Annotated in this window: 12 protein-coding genes; 6 read left to right on the top strand and 6 right to left on the bottom strand. The window is 64.8% G+C overall.

Going from position 1 to position 15,151, the window contains the following annotated elements; translation table 11 throughout:
• Positions 1-101: 101 nt before the first annotated feature.
• The 3 genes from ACQY7X_RS03250 to meaB form a co-directional block, all read right to left on the bottom strand.
• The gene (locus tag ACQY7X_RS03250; RefSeq protein WP_428248413.1) at positions 102-1,250 is read right to left on the bottom strand and encodes an acyl-CoA dehydrogenase family protein; all 1,149 of its coding nucleotides are present in this window, start codon (positions 1,248-1,250) and stop codon (positions 102-104) included.
• A gap of 114 nt (positions 1,251-1,364) precedes the next feature.
• A complete protein-coding gene (locus tag ACQY7X_RS03255) occupies positions 1,365-2,528 on the bottom strand; it encodes a pyridoxal phosphate-dependent aminotransferase (protein WP_428248414.1) in 1,164 nt (387 codons plus the stop codon).
• 3 nt (positions 2,529-2,531) lie between these two features.
• Positions 2,532-3,479: a methylmalonyl Co-A mutase-associated GTPase MeaB gene (gene meaB / locus ACQY7X_RS03260; protein ID WP_428248415.1), complete on the bottom strand. Its 948-nt coding sequence runs from the start codon at positions 3,477-3,479 to the stop codon at positions 2,532-2,534.
• Between the two features lie 65 nt (positions 3,480-3,544).
• Between meaB and ACQY7X_RS03265 the strand changes: the two genes are divergently transcribed.
• The 6 genes from ACQY7X_RS03265 to ACQY7X_RS03290 all read left to right on the top strand — a co-directional run bounded on the left by ACQY7X_RS03265 (position 3,545) and on the right by ACQY7X_RS03290 (position 9,527).
• The gene (locus tag ACQY7X_RS03265; protein WP_428248416.1) at positions 3,545-4,369 is read left to right on the top strand and encodes an ABC transporter permease; all 825 of its coding nucleotides are present in this window, start codon (positions 3,545-3,547) and stop codon (positions 4,367-4,369) included.
• 186 nt (positions 4,370-4,555) lie between these two features.
• Positions 4,556-5,758, top strand: coding sequence for an aspartate aminotransferase family protein (locus ACQY7X_RS03270; protein ID WP_428248417.1), 1,203 nt, complete (start codon positions 4,556-4,558; stop codon positions 5,756-5,758).
• Entirely contained in the window at positions 5,755-6,684 is a 930-nt protein-coding gene (argF, locus tag ACQY7X_RS03275) for an ornithine carbamoyltransferase (RefSeq protein WP_428248418.1), read from the top strand. Before ACQY7X_RS03270 ends, argF begins: the two co-directional genes overlap by 4 nt.
• Before the next feature lie 3 nt (positions 6,685-6,687).
• Positions 6,688-7,638 carry an Hsp33 family molecular chaperone HslO gene (locus ACQY7X_RS03280; protein WP_428248419.1) on the top strand — a complete coding sequence of 317 codons (951 nt, stop codon included), beginning with the start codon at positions 6,688-6,690 and terminating at the stop codon, positions 7,636-7,638.
• A 62-nt stretch (positions 7,639-7,700) separates the two neighbouring features.
• Positions 7,701-8,306 (top strand): hypothetical protein, encoded by a 606-nt coding sequence (locus ACQY7X_RS03285; RefSeq protein WP_428248420.1) that lies wholly within the window; start codon positions 7,701-7,703, stop codon positions 8,304-8,306.
• 228 nt (positions 8,307-8,534) lie between these two features.
• On the top strand, positions 8,535-9,527 hold the full coding sequence (locus ACQY7X_RS03290; protein WP_428248421.1) for a 2-hydroxyacid dehydrogenase: 993 nt from the start codon (positions 8,535-8,537) through the stop codon (positions 9,525-9,527).
• 75 nt (positions 9,528-9,602) lie between these two features.
• Here ACQY7X_RS03290 and lpdA read toward each other — a convergent pair whose 3' ends face one another.
• The 3 genes from lpdA to ACQY7X_RS03305 are packed head-to-tail and all read right to left on the bottom strand — an operon-like array spanning position 9,603 to position 15,147.
• Positions 9,603-10,997, bottom strand: a complete 1,395-nt coding sequence (lpdA, locus tag ACQY7X_RS03295) for a dihydrolipoyl dehydrogenase (RefSeq protein WP_428248422.1) — start codon at positions 10,995-10,997, stop codon at positions 9,603-9,605.
• Between the two features lie 3 nt (positions 10,998-11,000).
• Complete coding sequence (gene odhB / locus ACQY7X_RS03300) at positions 11,001-12,224, bottom strand: 2-oxoglutarate dehydrogenase complex dihydrolipoyllysine-residue succinyltransferase (protein ID WP_428248423.1); 1,224 nt, start codon at positions 12,222-12,224, stop codon at positions 11,001-11,003.
• Positions 12,225-12,264: 40 nt separating this feature from the next.
• Positions 12,265-15,147 carry a 2-oxoglutarate dehydrogenase E1 component gene (locus ACQY7X_RS03305; protein WP_428248424.1) on the bottom strand — a complete coding sequence of 961 codons (2,883 nt, stop codon included), beginning with the start codon at positions 15,145-15,147 and terminating at the stop codon, positions 12,265-12,267.
• Between the last annotated feature and the right edge of the window lie 4 nt (positions 15,148-15,151).

Below are 15,151 nucleotides of genomic sequence, written 5' to 3' on the forward strand. Positions count from 1 at the left end.
CTCCAGAGTTTGTCCGACAAAGTTACCCTCAAGCCGGACCGGACGCAATTGTCCGCTAGCATTACAATTTGGCGATCAAACCGCCCAGCGCCCATTGGCGGTTACACCGCCCAGCGTTTCGCCACCTCCTCCAGCATCACCTCGGTGGCGCCGCCGCCGATGGGATGGATGCGGGCATCGCGGGCCATGCGTTCGATGGCACTGTCGCGCAGGTAGCCGCCGCCGCCATGGAATTGCAGGCAGTCATAGGTCACACGGTTGACCAGCTCGCCGCACAAGGCCTTGACCATGGAGACTTCCTTCACGGCATCAATGCCTTGCTCCATCAGCCAGGCGGCATGGTAAACCAGCTGCGCGGCAGCGGCAGTCTCGGCTTCGCGCATCGCCAGGCGCTGGCGGATCGCCTGCTTGTCGATCAGCGCGGCACCGAAAGCCTTGCGGTCCGCCACATAGCGCTTGGTGATTTCCAGCGCGCGGTGACATTCGCCCACCGCCATGGCGCCCAGCACCAGGCGCTCATTCTGGAAATTCTTCATAATGGCGTAGAAGCCCTTGTTCTCCTCACCCAGCATCTCGCCAGCCGGGATGCGCACATCATCGAAGCTCAATTCGGCGGTATCCGAGCAGAGCCAGCCATGCTTGCGCAGTCGGCGGCTGACCGTGAAGCCCGGCATGCCCTTGCGCAGGATGAAGATGGAAATACCGCGCGAGCCTTTGGCGTCCGGATCGGTGCGGGCGGCGACAAAATAGAGGTCCGCCAGGGCGCCATTGGTGATGAACATCTTCGAGCCGTTCAGCACCCAATCACCACCATCGCGCCGGGCGCGGCTTTTCATACCAGCGACATCGGAGCCGGCATCAGGCTCGGTAACGGCAATCGCCGTGATGCGCTCGCCGCGCACGATGGCCGGCATATGCTCGGCCCATTGCGCTTCCGAACCGGCATGGCGCAGATGCGGCGAGGCCATGTCAGTATGCACCAGCACGGTGGCCGAGAAACCGCCGAAGCCGGATTTGCCACATTCCTCGGCCAGCACCGTGGAGGCCAGCGGACCGAGGCCCAGGCCGCCGAAGCGTTCTTCATGGCGCAGGCCAAGGAAACCCAGCGCACCCATGCGGCGCAGCAGATCGCGCGGCACTTCGCCGCTTTCCTCCCAGGCCTCACCCTGCGGCATCACTTCCTGGGCGATGAAGCGCGCCATCTGCGCGCGCATCTGTTCCAGCTCGTCGCTGAAATACGGCTGCTGCATGTTTTCCTCCGTTCCTTTTTTCATAGTCGTCATGCCCGCACAGGCGGGCATCCCATTTACTTCCCGGCAAAATGGGGCCCTCGCGTCAAGCGCGAGGGTGACGATGCGGTTTTATTACCTCAACTGCGGCTCCAGCCGGTCCAGCGCTTCGGACAGCTTCGGCAGCGAGGCGGCGAAGCAGAGCCGGATGCGGCCTTCGCCGGTATCGCCAAAGGCAATGCCCGGCGCCAGACCCACCTTGGCGGTTTCCAGCAGCTTGAGGCAGAAGGCCAGGCTGTCGCTCATGCCATCCAGCGCAAAGAAGGCATAGAAAGCACCTTCCGGGCGGGCCAGGCGCACGCGCGGCAGGGCCGCCAGGCGCTGGAACACCATGTCGCGGGCCTGACCATACCGCTGCACCAGGCCGTTGGTGTAGTCGTCGCCATGATCCATCGCCGCCACGCCGCCATGCTGCACAAATGTCGTGGCATGCGAGATGTTGAACTCGGTCATCTTTTCGATTTCGTTCTGCAACCGCGGCGGCGCCACGATCCAGCCGAGCCGCCAGCCGGTCATCGACCAGCTCTTGGAGAAGGAATTCACGATGATCACCGGATCATCCGGCTCGGCGATGGTGAGGAAGCTCGGCGCATAGGGGCGGTCGTAGACGATGCGCGAATAGACTTCATCCGACAGCACCCAGATGCCGCGCGCGCGGCAGAAGTCCAGGATGGCGCGCAGCTCGGCCTCGCTCGCCATCCAGCCGGTGGGATTGCCTGGCGAATTGATCGAGATCAGGCGGGTATTCTCGTCGCAGGCATCGAACAGCTTGTCGAGATCAAGGCGCCAGCCGCCATCTTCCTGCGGCTCCAGATCGACGCGGCGCGGCTCAGCCCCCATCACCCGCATCGCCTGCTGCCCATTCGGCCAGACCGGGCCGATCACGACACCATTGTCGCCCGGACCGACCAGGCATTGCGTGATCAGCATCAGCGCGTTCATGCCGGAAGCAGTGACGGTGATGCGCTCGATCGTCACATCCTGGTCATAGATGCGCTTGAGGTAGCGCTGGATGGCACTGCGCAATTCCGGGATGCCGCGATTGGCGGTGTAGAAGGTCTTGCCGCTCTTGGCTGCTTCGGCGGCGGCATCGGCGATGAAGGCCGGCGTCGGATCATCGCCTTCGCCGAACCACAGCGGCAGCACGTCCGGCATATTGGCGGCGGCGCGGTTGACAATGCGGATACGCGAACCGTTGATGGCCTGGATATTGGAGCGGATCGGAGCGGTAACGGACATGGACTAATCGGACTCCCGTGACAGATGTTGGACGAGGGATTGGAGGACAGTATCGGTATCGGCGCTGCCATCAAGCAGGTCGAGCGCCAGGGCATCGAGCTTTGCCGGCGGCAGCGTATCGAGCCGGCGGCGGAACCAATCCTGTGCCAGGCCGGTAAGCAGCCGGCGCAGCCGCGCCTTTGGATCGGGCTTCTTGCGCCGCCCCAGGCCGGCAATGGCATCGGCCAGTTCCGGCACGCCTTCATTGCGCGTGGCGGAAGTGCGCAGAACCGGCACCGGGCGGCCATCACGCTGAGCGGCCATCGCCGCCAGCTGCCGTGCCGAGCGTTCGGCGAAAGGCAGGTCGGATTTGTTCACCACCAGCACATCGGCGATTTCCAGGATGCCGGCCTTGATCGCCTGGATGTCATCGCCCAGGCCCGGCGCATTCACCACCACGCGCACATCGGCGATCTCGGCGATTTCCACTTCCGACTGGCCGGTGCCTACGGTTTCCACCACCACCACATCGCGGCCCGAGGCGTCGAACACATCGATCACCCGCGCCGCCGTGCGCGACAGGCCGCCGAGATGGCCTCGGCTGGCGAGAGAGCGGATGAATACCCCGGGGTCGCTGGCATGCTGGCTCATGCGGATACGGTCGCCCAGGATGGCGCCGCCGGTGAGCGGGCTGGAGGGGTCCACCGCCACCACGCCAATGGTGAGGCCGCGCCGGCGCAGTTCCGCCACATAGGCATTGACCAGGGTACTCTTGCCGGCGCCGGGCGCGCCGGTGAACCCCACCACCAGGGCGCGGCCCAGCCGGTCGCGTATGGCGCGCAGCACCGGGCGGGCCTCGGGCGTTTCATTCTCGACGGCGGTAATGGCCCGGGCCAGCGCGGCGCGGTCGCCGGCCAGCAGGCCCGGCAGCCAGGCAGGTGCTGCGTCAGCGGGGGCGGCGGCGTTTTGCATCGGCGCAAAATACGCGCTATGAGAGGCGCCCGACAAGCGTCCCCCCGCATCTCCCGGCCAGTTTCATGACCCCTCCCAGCCCCCTGCCCGCCGCCGCCCCGATCAACGGCCCGCGTAGCTATGGCGCCGTCAACTGGCGCGGGCTGTGGACGCTCTATCTCAAGGAAGTGCAGCGCTTCCTGAAGGTGATCACCCAGACCGTGCTGGCGCCGGTGGTGACCACCCTGCTGTTCTTCGCCGTGTTCGCCCTGGCGCTGGGCGGCGCGGTGCGCCAGATCGGCGGTCTGCCCTTCATCGACTTCCTGGCGCCCGGCCTGATCATGATGGCGACGACCCAGAACGCCTTCGCCAACACCTCGTCGTCACTGATGATCTCGAAGATCCAGGGCAATATCGTGGATGTGCTGATGCCGCCGCTTTCGGCCGGCGAATTGCTCACCGCCTATGCCCTGGCCGGCGTGACGCGCGGCGTGCTGGTGGCCAGCGCCGTCGGCATCGCCATGCTGCCTTTCATCACCACGCCGGTGCATAACGGCTGGGCCGTGCTCTATTACGCCGTGGCCGGTTCGCTGATCCTCAGCCTCACCGGCATTATCGCCGGGCTGTGGAGCCAGAAATTCGACCATCTCGCCGCCGTCACCAACTTCGTGGTGACGCCGCTGGCCTTCCTGTCCGGCACCTTCTATTCGGTGCAGCAATTGCCCGCCTTCTGGTATGCCGCCGCCCATGCCAACCCGTTTTTCTTCATGATCGACGGCTTCCGCTATGGCATGACCGGCCATACCGATGGCGATGTCGCGCTGGGCGCTGGCGCCCTGGCCATAGCGGCCGCCGCGCTGTGGGGCTTCTGCCTGCTGCTGTTTCGCCGTGGCTACCGCCTAAGGCCCTGAAACGCCTTATTGTCCCGGTGCAATCCCCGAATTGACACAATTACCCCCGCCCCGTAAAACAGGGGGTATCGCCAGCCCGGCAGCGCCAAAGCCGGGGCTGGCGAAGTCGTTTTGGGCGAATTGCATGCCCGGCGGCCATAACCAATTGCTGGGGGAGTCCCCCGGCCACAGCCATAGGAGAGTGTCGTGAGCGAAGCATTGATGTCGACCTACGCGAGGCAGAACCTCGCGTTCGAGCGGGGCGAGGGTTCCTACCTCTACACCGCCGACGGTCGACGTTATCTGGACTTCGCTTCCGGCATCGCCGTCACCAACCTGGGCCACGCCCACCCGCATCTGGTGGCCAAGCTGCAGGAGCAGGTCGGCAAGCTGTGGCACACGTCGAACCTGTTCCAGATTCCGGCCCAGGAAGAACTCGGCCGGCGTCTGGTGGCGGCGACCTTCGCCGACCAGGCCTTCTTCTGCAATTCCGGCGCAGAGGCCTGCGAAGGCTCGGTGAAGATCGCGCGCAAGTATTTCGCCGCCAAGGGCCAGCCGGAACGCTGGCGCGTCATCACTTTTGAAGGCGCCTTCCACGGCCGCACCATCGCGATGCTGGCCGCCGGCAACAACAAGAAGTATCTCGACGGCTTCGGCCATAAGGCCGATGGCTTCGACCATGTGCCGCTGAACGACCTGAAGGCGCTGAAGGCGGCCATCGGGCCGGAGACGGCGGCTGTGATGGTGGAGCCGATCCAGGGCGAAGGCGGCATCCGCGAGGTGCCCGCCGAGACGCTGCGCGCGCTGCGCCAGATCTGCGACGAGCATGACCTGCTGCTGATCTTCGACGAGGTGCAGACCGGCATGGGCCGCACCGGCAAGCTGTTCGCCTATGAATGGAGCGGCGTGACGCCGGACATCATGGCGATGGCCAAGGGCCTGGGCGGCGGCTTCCCCGTCGCCGGCATCCTGGTGAGCAAGCGCGCTGGTTCGGGCATCACGCCGGGCACCCATGGCACCACCTTCGGCGGCAACCTGCTGGCGATGACGGCGGGCAATGCCGTGCTGGATGTGATGCTGGCGCCGGGCTTCCTGGACCAGGTGCAGCAGCGCGGCCTGCGGCTGCGCCAGCAGCTCGCCATGATCGCCGACCGCCACCCCACGATCATCGAGGAAGTGCGCGGCCAGGGCCTGCTGCTTGCGGTAAAAACCCGCGTGCCGAACAGCGACCTGCTCAACGAGCTGGTGGCGCAGGAAATGGTTACCGTTTCGGCGGCTGACAACACCGTGCGCCTGCTGCCGCCGCTGACCGTCAGCGATGCCGAGATCGGCGAGGCGGTGCGCAAGCTGGAAATCGCCTGCACCAACCTGGAAGCCCGCCAGACGCAAGCGGCTAAAGGCGCCGCATGAGTCTGCGGCATTTCCTGGACCTGAAGGATCTGCCCGCGGCAACGCTGCGGGCGATCCTGGACCATGCCGCGCGCATGAAGGCCGGCCGTGCCGGCTGGCCCACCGGCAAGGTGGAGCCGGACATGCCGGGCCGCGACCGCGTGCTGGCGATGATCTTCGAGAAGCCCTCGACCCGTACGCGGCTGTCCTTCGACGCCGCGATCCGCCAGCTTGGCGGCACCAGCATGGTGCTGCGCGCCGACGACCTGCAACTCGGCCGGGGCGAGACCATTGCCGATACCGCGCGCATCTTCTCGCGCATGGTGGATGCGGTGATGCTGCGCACCAGCAAGCATGAGAACCTGCTGGAACTGGCGCGCCATGCCAGCATCCCGGTGATCAACGGCCTGACCGACGACAGCCATCCCTGCCAGATCATGGCGGACCTGCTGACCTTTGAAGAAAAGCGCGGGCCGCTTAACGGCCAGAAGGTGGCCTGGGTCGGCGATGGCAACAATGTCGCCGCCTCCTGGATTCATGCCGCGGTGAAATTCGGCTTCCGCCTCGATATCTCCTGCCCGGCCGGCCTGCGCCCCGCCGACAGCCTGATGCATTGGGCCAAGACTGAGGGTGGCGCGGTGAATATCAGCAACGATCCGGCGGCAGCCGTGGCCGATGCCGCCTGCGTTGTCGCCGATACCTGGGTTTCGATGGGCCAGGACGAGGAAACCAACCGCCGCCATGCCATGCTGGAGCCCTACCGCGTCGATAACGCGCTGATGGCCAAGGCGGCGGCAGGCGCGATCTTCATGCATTGCCTGCCGGCGCATCGCGGCGAGGAAGTGACCGCAGAGGTGATCGACGGGCCGCAATCGGTGGTGTTCGATGAAGCCGAGAACCGCCTGCATGCGCAGAAGGCCATCCTGGCCTGGTGCCTCAACGGCTGACCCGTGACCCTGCCGCCCGACGATCTCACCTTGCCGTTCCAGGTCGAGGCCTGCGATGTGCGTGGCCGCCTGGTGCGGGTGGGCCATGCGCTGGATGACGCGCTGGAGCGTCATGCCTACCCGGAGCCGGTGGCGCAACTGGTGGCGGAAGCCGTCACCCTGGTCGCCACCATGGCCACGGCGCTGAAATTCGACGGCATCTTCAGCCTGCAGGCCAAGGGTGATGGCCCGGTTTCGCTGCTGGTTGCCGATTACCGCATCAATCCGGCCGAAGGCGAGGCCGTGGGCGGCCTGCGCGGCTATGCCAGTTTCGATGCCGATGCCCTGGCGTCACTCCGGCTTGGCCCCAACAGCGAGACCGGCGGCAATGCCCCAGTGCCACTGCTGCTGGGCAAGGGTTATCTTGCCTTCACCATCGATCCGGCCGGTGAGGATATGGAACGCTACCAGGGCATTGTCGACCTTTCCGGCGCCACACTGGCCGAGGCGGCCCGGTCCTATTTCGCCCAGTCCGAACAGCTCAACGCCTGCCTGATGGTGGGCGCTGCCCGGGTACTCTGCCCCGATGGCGTGCGGCGCTGGCGCGGCGGCGGCCTGATGGCGCAGCAGCTGCCGCAGAAGGCCGACGGCCTGAGCCCGGAAGAGCGCGGCGAAGCCTGGGAACGGGTGAAGGCCCTGACCCATACCGCCAGCGTGCAGGAACTCTGCGACCCGGAACTGCCGGCCGAGCGGCTGCTCTACCGGCTTTATCACGAGGATGGCGTGCGGGTGTATGAACCGGCACCGCTGGAAGCGCGCTGCACCTGCAATGCCGACAGGCTGCTCGGCATCCTGCGCTCCTTCACACCCGAGGAACTGGCCGACATCACGGAAGCCGGCCGCGTTGCCGCTACCTGCCAATTTTGTTCCAAGACCTATGAATTCCCGGCCGAAATCGTCCAAAATACGCCCTAAATCGGCCTTATTTGGCGGCTTTTACTGACGCCCGGAACACGGAATAAAGAGGAGACACTCCCATGCCCTTCCCGCGCCGCACCGTTCTTGCCGGCCTGCCGCTGGCCATCGCAACCCTGGCTTTGGCCGCCTGCACCACGCCGCCGCCGCCGCGCCTGAATCTGCCGGAAATCGGCTTCGCCCAGTCCGGCCCGATCACCTTCGCCGCCGGCTCGGCGGAAACCGTCAACGAATTCCGCTCCAGCTTCGCCCCGCCCTATATCGAGCATCTGCTGCCGCAACCGCCGGCCCGGGTGGCCGAGCGCTGGGCGCGTGACCGCATCCGCCTCGACAACTCGCAGAACAACAGCGTCCGCGTGGTGATCAAGGATGCCAGCGTGATCGAGCAGGATATCGCCAAGACCCCCGGCCTGCGCGGCCAGTTCACCAATGATCAGGTCAGCCGCTTCGAGGCCAGCCTGGCCATGTCGGTGGAGGTGCGCGATGCCCGTGGCTTCAAGCTCGGCGAGGCCCAGGCTTCGGCCAAGCGCTCCGGCACCCTGGATGAGAAGGCGACGCTCAACGACCGCGACACCCTGATCTATAACCTGATCAAGGATGTCAGCACCGATGTCGACCGCGAGCTTGAGCGCAACATCCGCCAGTATCTGCCGCTTTACGCCCGCTGATTGCGGCGGGTCCTGGTGCCCGGCAACCTGCCGGGCGCCCAGAACAACAGGCTGCACAACAGGCTGAACAACAGCCTGAATCATAGGCAGACATACGGCTGTCGCTTACCCTAGCGGCAACAGCCTAAAGGCTAGGAAAATCGCCCCCACCGAGGGTTTGTCTCGGTCGGGGCGATCTGCTAATCAAGGCCCGACAGGCTTCTCATAATTCGCACCGGAAACGCCCTTATGCCCACGCCCAAAAAGCGCCCGCTGGTGGTTGTCACCCGGAAGCTGCCGGACCAGATCGAAACCCGGATGATGGAGCTGTTCGAGACCCGGCTTAATGTCTCGGACAAGCCGCTGAGCCAGCCCGAACTGATCGAGGCGGTGAAGACCGCCGATGTGCTGGTGCCGACGCTGACCGACCGCATCGACGGCGCGGTGCTGGCTCATGCCGGCCCGAATTTCCGCCTGGTGGCCAATTTCGGCACCGGCGTGGATCACATCGACCTCGCCGCCGCCCGCCAGCGCGGTGTCACCGTAACCAATACCCCTGGCGTGCTGACCGAAGACACCGCCGACATGACCATGGCACTGATCCTGGCCGGCCCGCGCCGCCTGATCGAAGGCGCCAACGTGCTGCGCACCGGCGAATGGCAGGGTTGGTCGCCAACCTGGATGCTCGGCCAGCGCATCTGGGGCAAGCGGCTCGGCATCATCGGCATGGGCCGCATCGGCCAGGCGCTGGCGCGCCGCGCCAAGGCCTTTGGCCTGTCGATCCACTATCATAACCGCAAGCGCGTGCATGAGAGCATCGAGCAGGAGCTTGAGGCAACCTACTGGGAAAGCCTCGACCAGATGCTGGCGCGCATGGACATCATCTCGGTGAACTGCCCGCATACGCCGGCCACCTTCCACCTGCTCTCGGCCCGCCGCCTCGACCTGCTGCAGCCGCAGGCCTATGTGGTGAATACCGCGCGTGGCGAAGTGATCGACGAGAACGCGCTGATCCGCAAGCTGCGCAAGGGCGAGATCGCCGGCGCCGGCCTCGACGTGTTCGAGCATGAACCCGCCGTGAACCCGAAGCTGCTGGAGCTGAAGAACGTGGTGCTGCTGCCGCATATGGGCTCGGCGACGCTGGAAGGCCGCGTCGACATGGGCGAAAAGGTGATCATCAACATCAAGACCTTCGCCGACGGCCATGCCCCGCCTGACCGCGTGATTGCAGGATTGCTGTAAGACAGCAGACACATAGCAGATAAAAAAAGAGCGGCCTTGTTTGGGCCGCTCTTTTCGTTTCCGGTGCCTGCCGGATCAGATATTGATCGGGCGGCCTTCCACGGCCAAAGCCGCTTCCTTGACCGCTTCGGTGAGTGCCGGATGGGCGTGCACGGTGCGGAATACATCCTCGGCCGAGGCGCCGAACTCGATCGCCTGCACGACTTCCTGGATGATGTGGCCGGCATCGGCGCCGATGATGTGGCAGCCGACGATCTTCTGTGTCGCCGCATCCTCGAGGATTTTCACGAAGCCATCGGTCATCGTCATGGCGCGGGCGCGGGCATTGGCGGTGAACGGGAATTTGCCGGTCTTGTACTGCACGCCGGCAGCCTTCAGCTCTTCCTCGGTCTTGCCCACGCTTGCCACTTCCGGCCAAGTGTAGACCACCCCCGGAATGGCATCGTAGTTGATATGCGGCTTCTGGCCGGCCAGCATTTCCGCCAGCACCACGCCTTCTTCCTCAGCCTTGTGCGCCAGCATGGCGCCCCGGATGCAGTCGCCGATGGCATAAACGCCCGGCGCCGTGGTGGCGAAATGATCGTCCACCTTGATGCGGCCGCGCTCGTCCAGCTCGACACCAGCCTTGCCCAGACCGAGACCCTTGGTGTAGGGCCGGCGGCCGATGCTGACCAGCACCACATCAGCGGTAAGTTCTTCCGCGTCACCACCGGCGGCAGGAGCCACCGAGAGCGTGACGCCCTTCTTCGATGCCTTGGCCGAGGTGACCTTGGTGCCGAGCTTGAATTTCAGACCCTGCTTGGTCAGCACGCGCTGCATCTGCTTCGATACTTCGCCGTCATTGGTCGGCAGGATGCGGTCGAGGAATTCCACCACCGTCACCTCGGCGCCAAGCCGGCTCCATACCGAGCCAAGCTCCAGGCCGATCACGCCGCCGCCGATCACAACCATGGTCTTCGGCACGGCGGCCAGCTTCAGCGCGCCGGTGGAGGAGACAACCTTCTCCTCGTCGATATCGATGCCCGGCAGCGGCGTCACTTCGGAACCCGGCGCCAGGATGATGTGCTTGGCGCTGAGCGTATCCGCGCCCACCTGCACCTTGCCGCCACCCAGCAGGCTGCCCTCGCCTAGAAAGCGCGTGATCTTGTTCTTCTTGAACAGGAACTCGATGCCCTTGTTCGAGGATGTCACCACGCTCTGCTTCTGCGCCAGCATCGCCGGCAGGTCGATCTCGATCTTGCCGACCTTGATGCCGTGCTGCGCGAAGCCATGGGTGGCTTCATGATACAACTCGGAGGAATGCAGCAGCGCCTTGGACGGGATGCAGCCGACATTGGTGCAGGTACCGCCGAGGCCCGGATCCTTCTCGATGCAGGCAACGGTGAAACCAAGCTGGGCGGCGCGGATCGCGGCAGTGTAACCGCCGGGACCAGCGCCGATGACGACGACGTCGAAAGCTTGCTCGGCCATGGCTTACACCTCGAACAGCAGGCGCTGCGGATCTTCGATGCTTTCCTTCACGCGCACCAGGAAGCTGACCGCCTCGCGGCCATCAATGATGCGATGATCGTAGGACAGCGCCAGATACATCATCGGGCGGATCACCACCTGGCCGTTCACGGCCATCGGGCGGTCCTGGATCTTGTGCATGCCGAGGATGGCGGATTGCGGCGGGTTGAGGATCGGGGTGCTCATCAGCGAGCCGAATACGCCACCATTCGAGATCGAGAAGGTGCCGCCCTGCAGCTCATCCAGGCCAAGCTTGCCATCGCGGGCGCGCTTGCCGAAATCGCCGATGGTCTTTTCCACGCCGGCGAACGACATCTGGTCGGCATCACGCAACACCGGCACCACAAGGCCGGTCGGCGTCGAGACGGCGCAGCCGATGTTGTAGTAGTTCTTGAACACCACATCGGTGCCCTCGATCTCGGCATTCACCGCCGGGAATTCCTTCAGTGCCTGCACGCAGGCCTTCACAAAGAAGGACATGAAGCCGAGGCGCACGCCGTGCTTCTTCTCGAAGCCATCGACATAGGTCTTGCGCGCGGCCATCAGCGCGGTCATGTCCACCTCGTTGAAGGTGGTGAGCATGGCGGCGGTGTTCTGCGCCTCCTTGAGGCGGCGTGCGATCACCTGGCGCAGCTTCGACATCGGCTTGCGCTCTTCGCGCGCGGCATTGGCGCGCGGACCGGACGGCGCGGCGGGAGCAGCAGCCGGGGCAGCGGCGCCGGCAGCAAGCAGAGCCGCGACATCACCCTTGGTGACGCGCCCATCCTTGCCCGAACCGGAAACACCCGAAACATCGAGATTGGCTTCGGCGGCAGCCTTGGCAGCGGCGGGCAGCGGCTGGCCAGCGGCCTTCGCAGCGACCGGCGCGGCGACGGGGGCAGCAACCGGGGCTGGCGCCGGAGCGGCAGCCGGGGCAGCGGCAGGCTTGGGCGCCGGCTTGGCACCGCCTGCACCAGCAGCGATGGTGGCGAGCAGGTCGCCCACCTTCACCGTGGCGCCTTCGGCGGCCAGGATCTCGCCGACCGTACCGGCTTCGGTGGCATTGACTTCAACGGTAACCTTGTCGGTTTCCAGTTCGACGAGAAGCTGGTCGCGGGCGACGCTGTCGCCGGCCTTCACCGACCACTTGCCGACGGTGGCCTCCGAGATCGATTCCGCCAGTTGCGGCACACGGATTTCAACAGCCATTGCTTATTCCTTCATGCTACGCGGACGAACGGGCGGAAGATCACGCGGTCAGCGCGTCATCCACCAGCTTCGCCTGTTGCTGGTTATGCTTGCTCATCAGGCCAGTGGCCGGGGAAGCGGCCTCGACGCGGCCGGCATAGACCGGGCGCTTGGCCTTGAGGCCGATCTCGACCTGCACCTTCTCAAGAAACGGCTCGACAAAAGTCCAGGCGCCCATGTTCTTCGGCTCTTCCTGCGCCCAGACCACAATCTTGGCGTTCTTGTAGCGGCCCAGTTCGGCCGCCAGCGCCTTGTGCGGGAAGGGATAGAGCTGTTCGATGCGCAGGATCACGGTATCCTTCAATTCGCGCTTCTCGCGCTCCTCGAAGAGATCGTAGTAGACCTTGCCGGTGCAGAGGATGACGCGCTTGATCTTGTCATCCGCCGCCGGCTGCTTGTCGTCCCACAGCACGCGATGGAACGACGAACCCGGCCCCATATCGCTGAGCTTCGACACCGCCAGCTTGTGGCGCAGCAGCGACTTCGGCGTCATCAGCACCAGCGGCTTGCGGAAGTTGCGCTTCAACTGCCGGCGCAGGATGTGGAAGTAATTGGCCGGCGTGGTGCAGTTCGCCACCTGCATGTTGTCTTCGGCGCAGAGCTGAAGATACCGCTCAAGGCGGGCCGAACTATGCTCCGGCCCCTGGCCTTCGTAGCCATGCGGCAGCAGCATGACGAGGCCCGACATGCGCATCCACTTGGCTTCGCCGGATGAGATGAACTGGTCCACCACCACCTGCGCGCCATTGGCGAAATCGCCGAACTGGCCTTCCCAGATGGTCAGGGTGTTCGGATCCGCCAGGCTGTAGCCGTAATCGTAGCCGAGCACGGCCACTTCGGAGAGCAGGCTGTCGATCACTTCGTAATTGGCCGAGCCCTCGCCGAGGTTGTTGAGCGGCACATAGCGCTCCTCGGTCTGCTGGTCATGCCACACCGAATGACGCTGGCTGAAAGTGCCACGGCCGCAATCCTGGCCCGAGAGGCGCACGCCATGGCCTTCAAGCTGCAGCGAGCCGAAAGCCAGGGCTTCCGCCGTGGCCCAGTCGATGCCCTCGCCGTTATCAATCATCGCCTTCTTGGTGGCGAGCTGACGAGTCAGCGTCTTATGGATGTTGAAGCCTTCCGGCACCGTGGTGATGGTGGCACCGACTTTGCGCAGGGTATCCAGCTCCACGGCGGTGGAACCGCGGCGGTCATCGCCCGACGCCACTTCCAGGCCCGCCCACTTGCCTTCCAGCCAATCGGCCTTGTTCGGCTTGAACGACTTCGAGGCTTCGAGTTCGTCTTCCAGGCGGTTCTGGAAGTTGGTCACCATCGCCTCGGCATCGGCCTCGGAGATCGTGTTTTCGTCCACCAGCCGCTTCGAGTAGAGCTGCCGCGTCGTCGGATGCGACGCGATGGTACGGTACATGATCGGCTGGGTGAAGGACGGATCGTCGGTTTCGTTATGGCCATGGCGGCGATAACAGAACAGATCGATCACCACGTCCTTCTTGAAGGTCTGGCGGAATTCGGTGGCGATCTTCGCCACATGGGTCACGGCTTCCGGGTCATCGCCGTTCACATGGAAGATCGGTGCCTGCACCACCTTGGCGCCATCCGAGGGATAGGGCGAAGAGCGCGAGTAGCTCGGGTTGGTGGTGAAGCCGATCTGGTTGTTGACGATGATGTGGATGGTGCCGCCGGTACGGTAGCCACGCAGTTCGGACAGCGCGAAACATTCCGCCACCACGCCCTGGCCGGCGAATGCGGCATCGCCATGCAGCAGCACCGACATCACCTGGCCGCGTTCGGTATCCCCCATCTGAGTCTGCTTGGCGCGCGACTTGCCGAGGCAGACCGGATTGATGATTTCGAGATGCGACGGATTCGCCGCCAGCGAGAGATGCACCTTGTTGCCATCGAATTCGCGGTCCGAGGAAACGCCGAGGTGGTACTTCACATCGCCCGAGCCCTGGAAGTCATCCGGGTGGTAGGCCATGCCCTTGAATTCGGAGAAAATGGCACGATACGGCTTGGCCATCACGTTACCGAGCAGATTGAGGCGTCCGCGATGCGGCATGCCGAGCTCGATATCCTTCAGGCCCATCTGGCCGCCGCGCTTGATGATGGCTTCCAACGCCGGGATCAGCGCCTCGCCGCCCTCAAGGCCGAACCGCTTGGTGCCGGTGAACTTCATGTGGCAGAAGCGCTCGAAGATTTCGGCTTCCACCAGCTTGTTCAGGATCGCCTTCTTGCCCTCGGGCGTGAAATGCACTTCCTTGTCGCGGCCTTCGATGCGGGCCTGGATCCAGGACTTCTGCTCCTGGTGATAGATATGCATGAACTCCACGCCGATGGTGGAGCAGTAGGTGCGGCGCAGGATGGCGAGGATTTCGCGCAAGGACGCGGTTTCAAGACCAAGCATGTGATCGATGAAGATCGGGCGGTCGAGATCGGCGTCGGAAAAGCCGTAGCTGGACGGCTCCAGCTCCGGGTGCGCACCCGGCGCCTGGATGCCCAGCGGGTCCAGGCTGGCCATGAGATGGCCACGGATGCGGTAATTGCGGATCAGCATCGCGGCACGGATGGTATCGAGTGCTGCGGCGCGCGCATCGGCGGCAGTGGCACCGCCCTTCAGTGCCTTCTCGGCAGCCTTGGCGGCCTTGCCCTGATTGCCGAGCAGGCCTTCATCCTCAAGCTGCACCAGCGGCGGCACCGGCTGCCACGACGGCCGGGTCTGAGCCTCCGCCGGCTTGGCGAAACCTTCGCCAAGGCCGGAGAAGAACTCGCGCCACGAAGCGTCGACGCTGTTGGGATCGGCGACGAACTTGCCGTACAGCTCCTCCACGAAGGAGCTGTTGCCGCCGTAGAGGAACTGGGTGCGTTCGAGTTGCGCCGTCATGGGG

It is taken from the genome of Ferrovibrio sp., from assembly GCF_965278975.1.
Classification (GTDB): domain Bacteria; phylum Pseudomonadota; class Alphaproteobacteria; order Ferrovibrionales; family Ferrovibrionaceae; genus Ferrovibrio.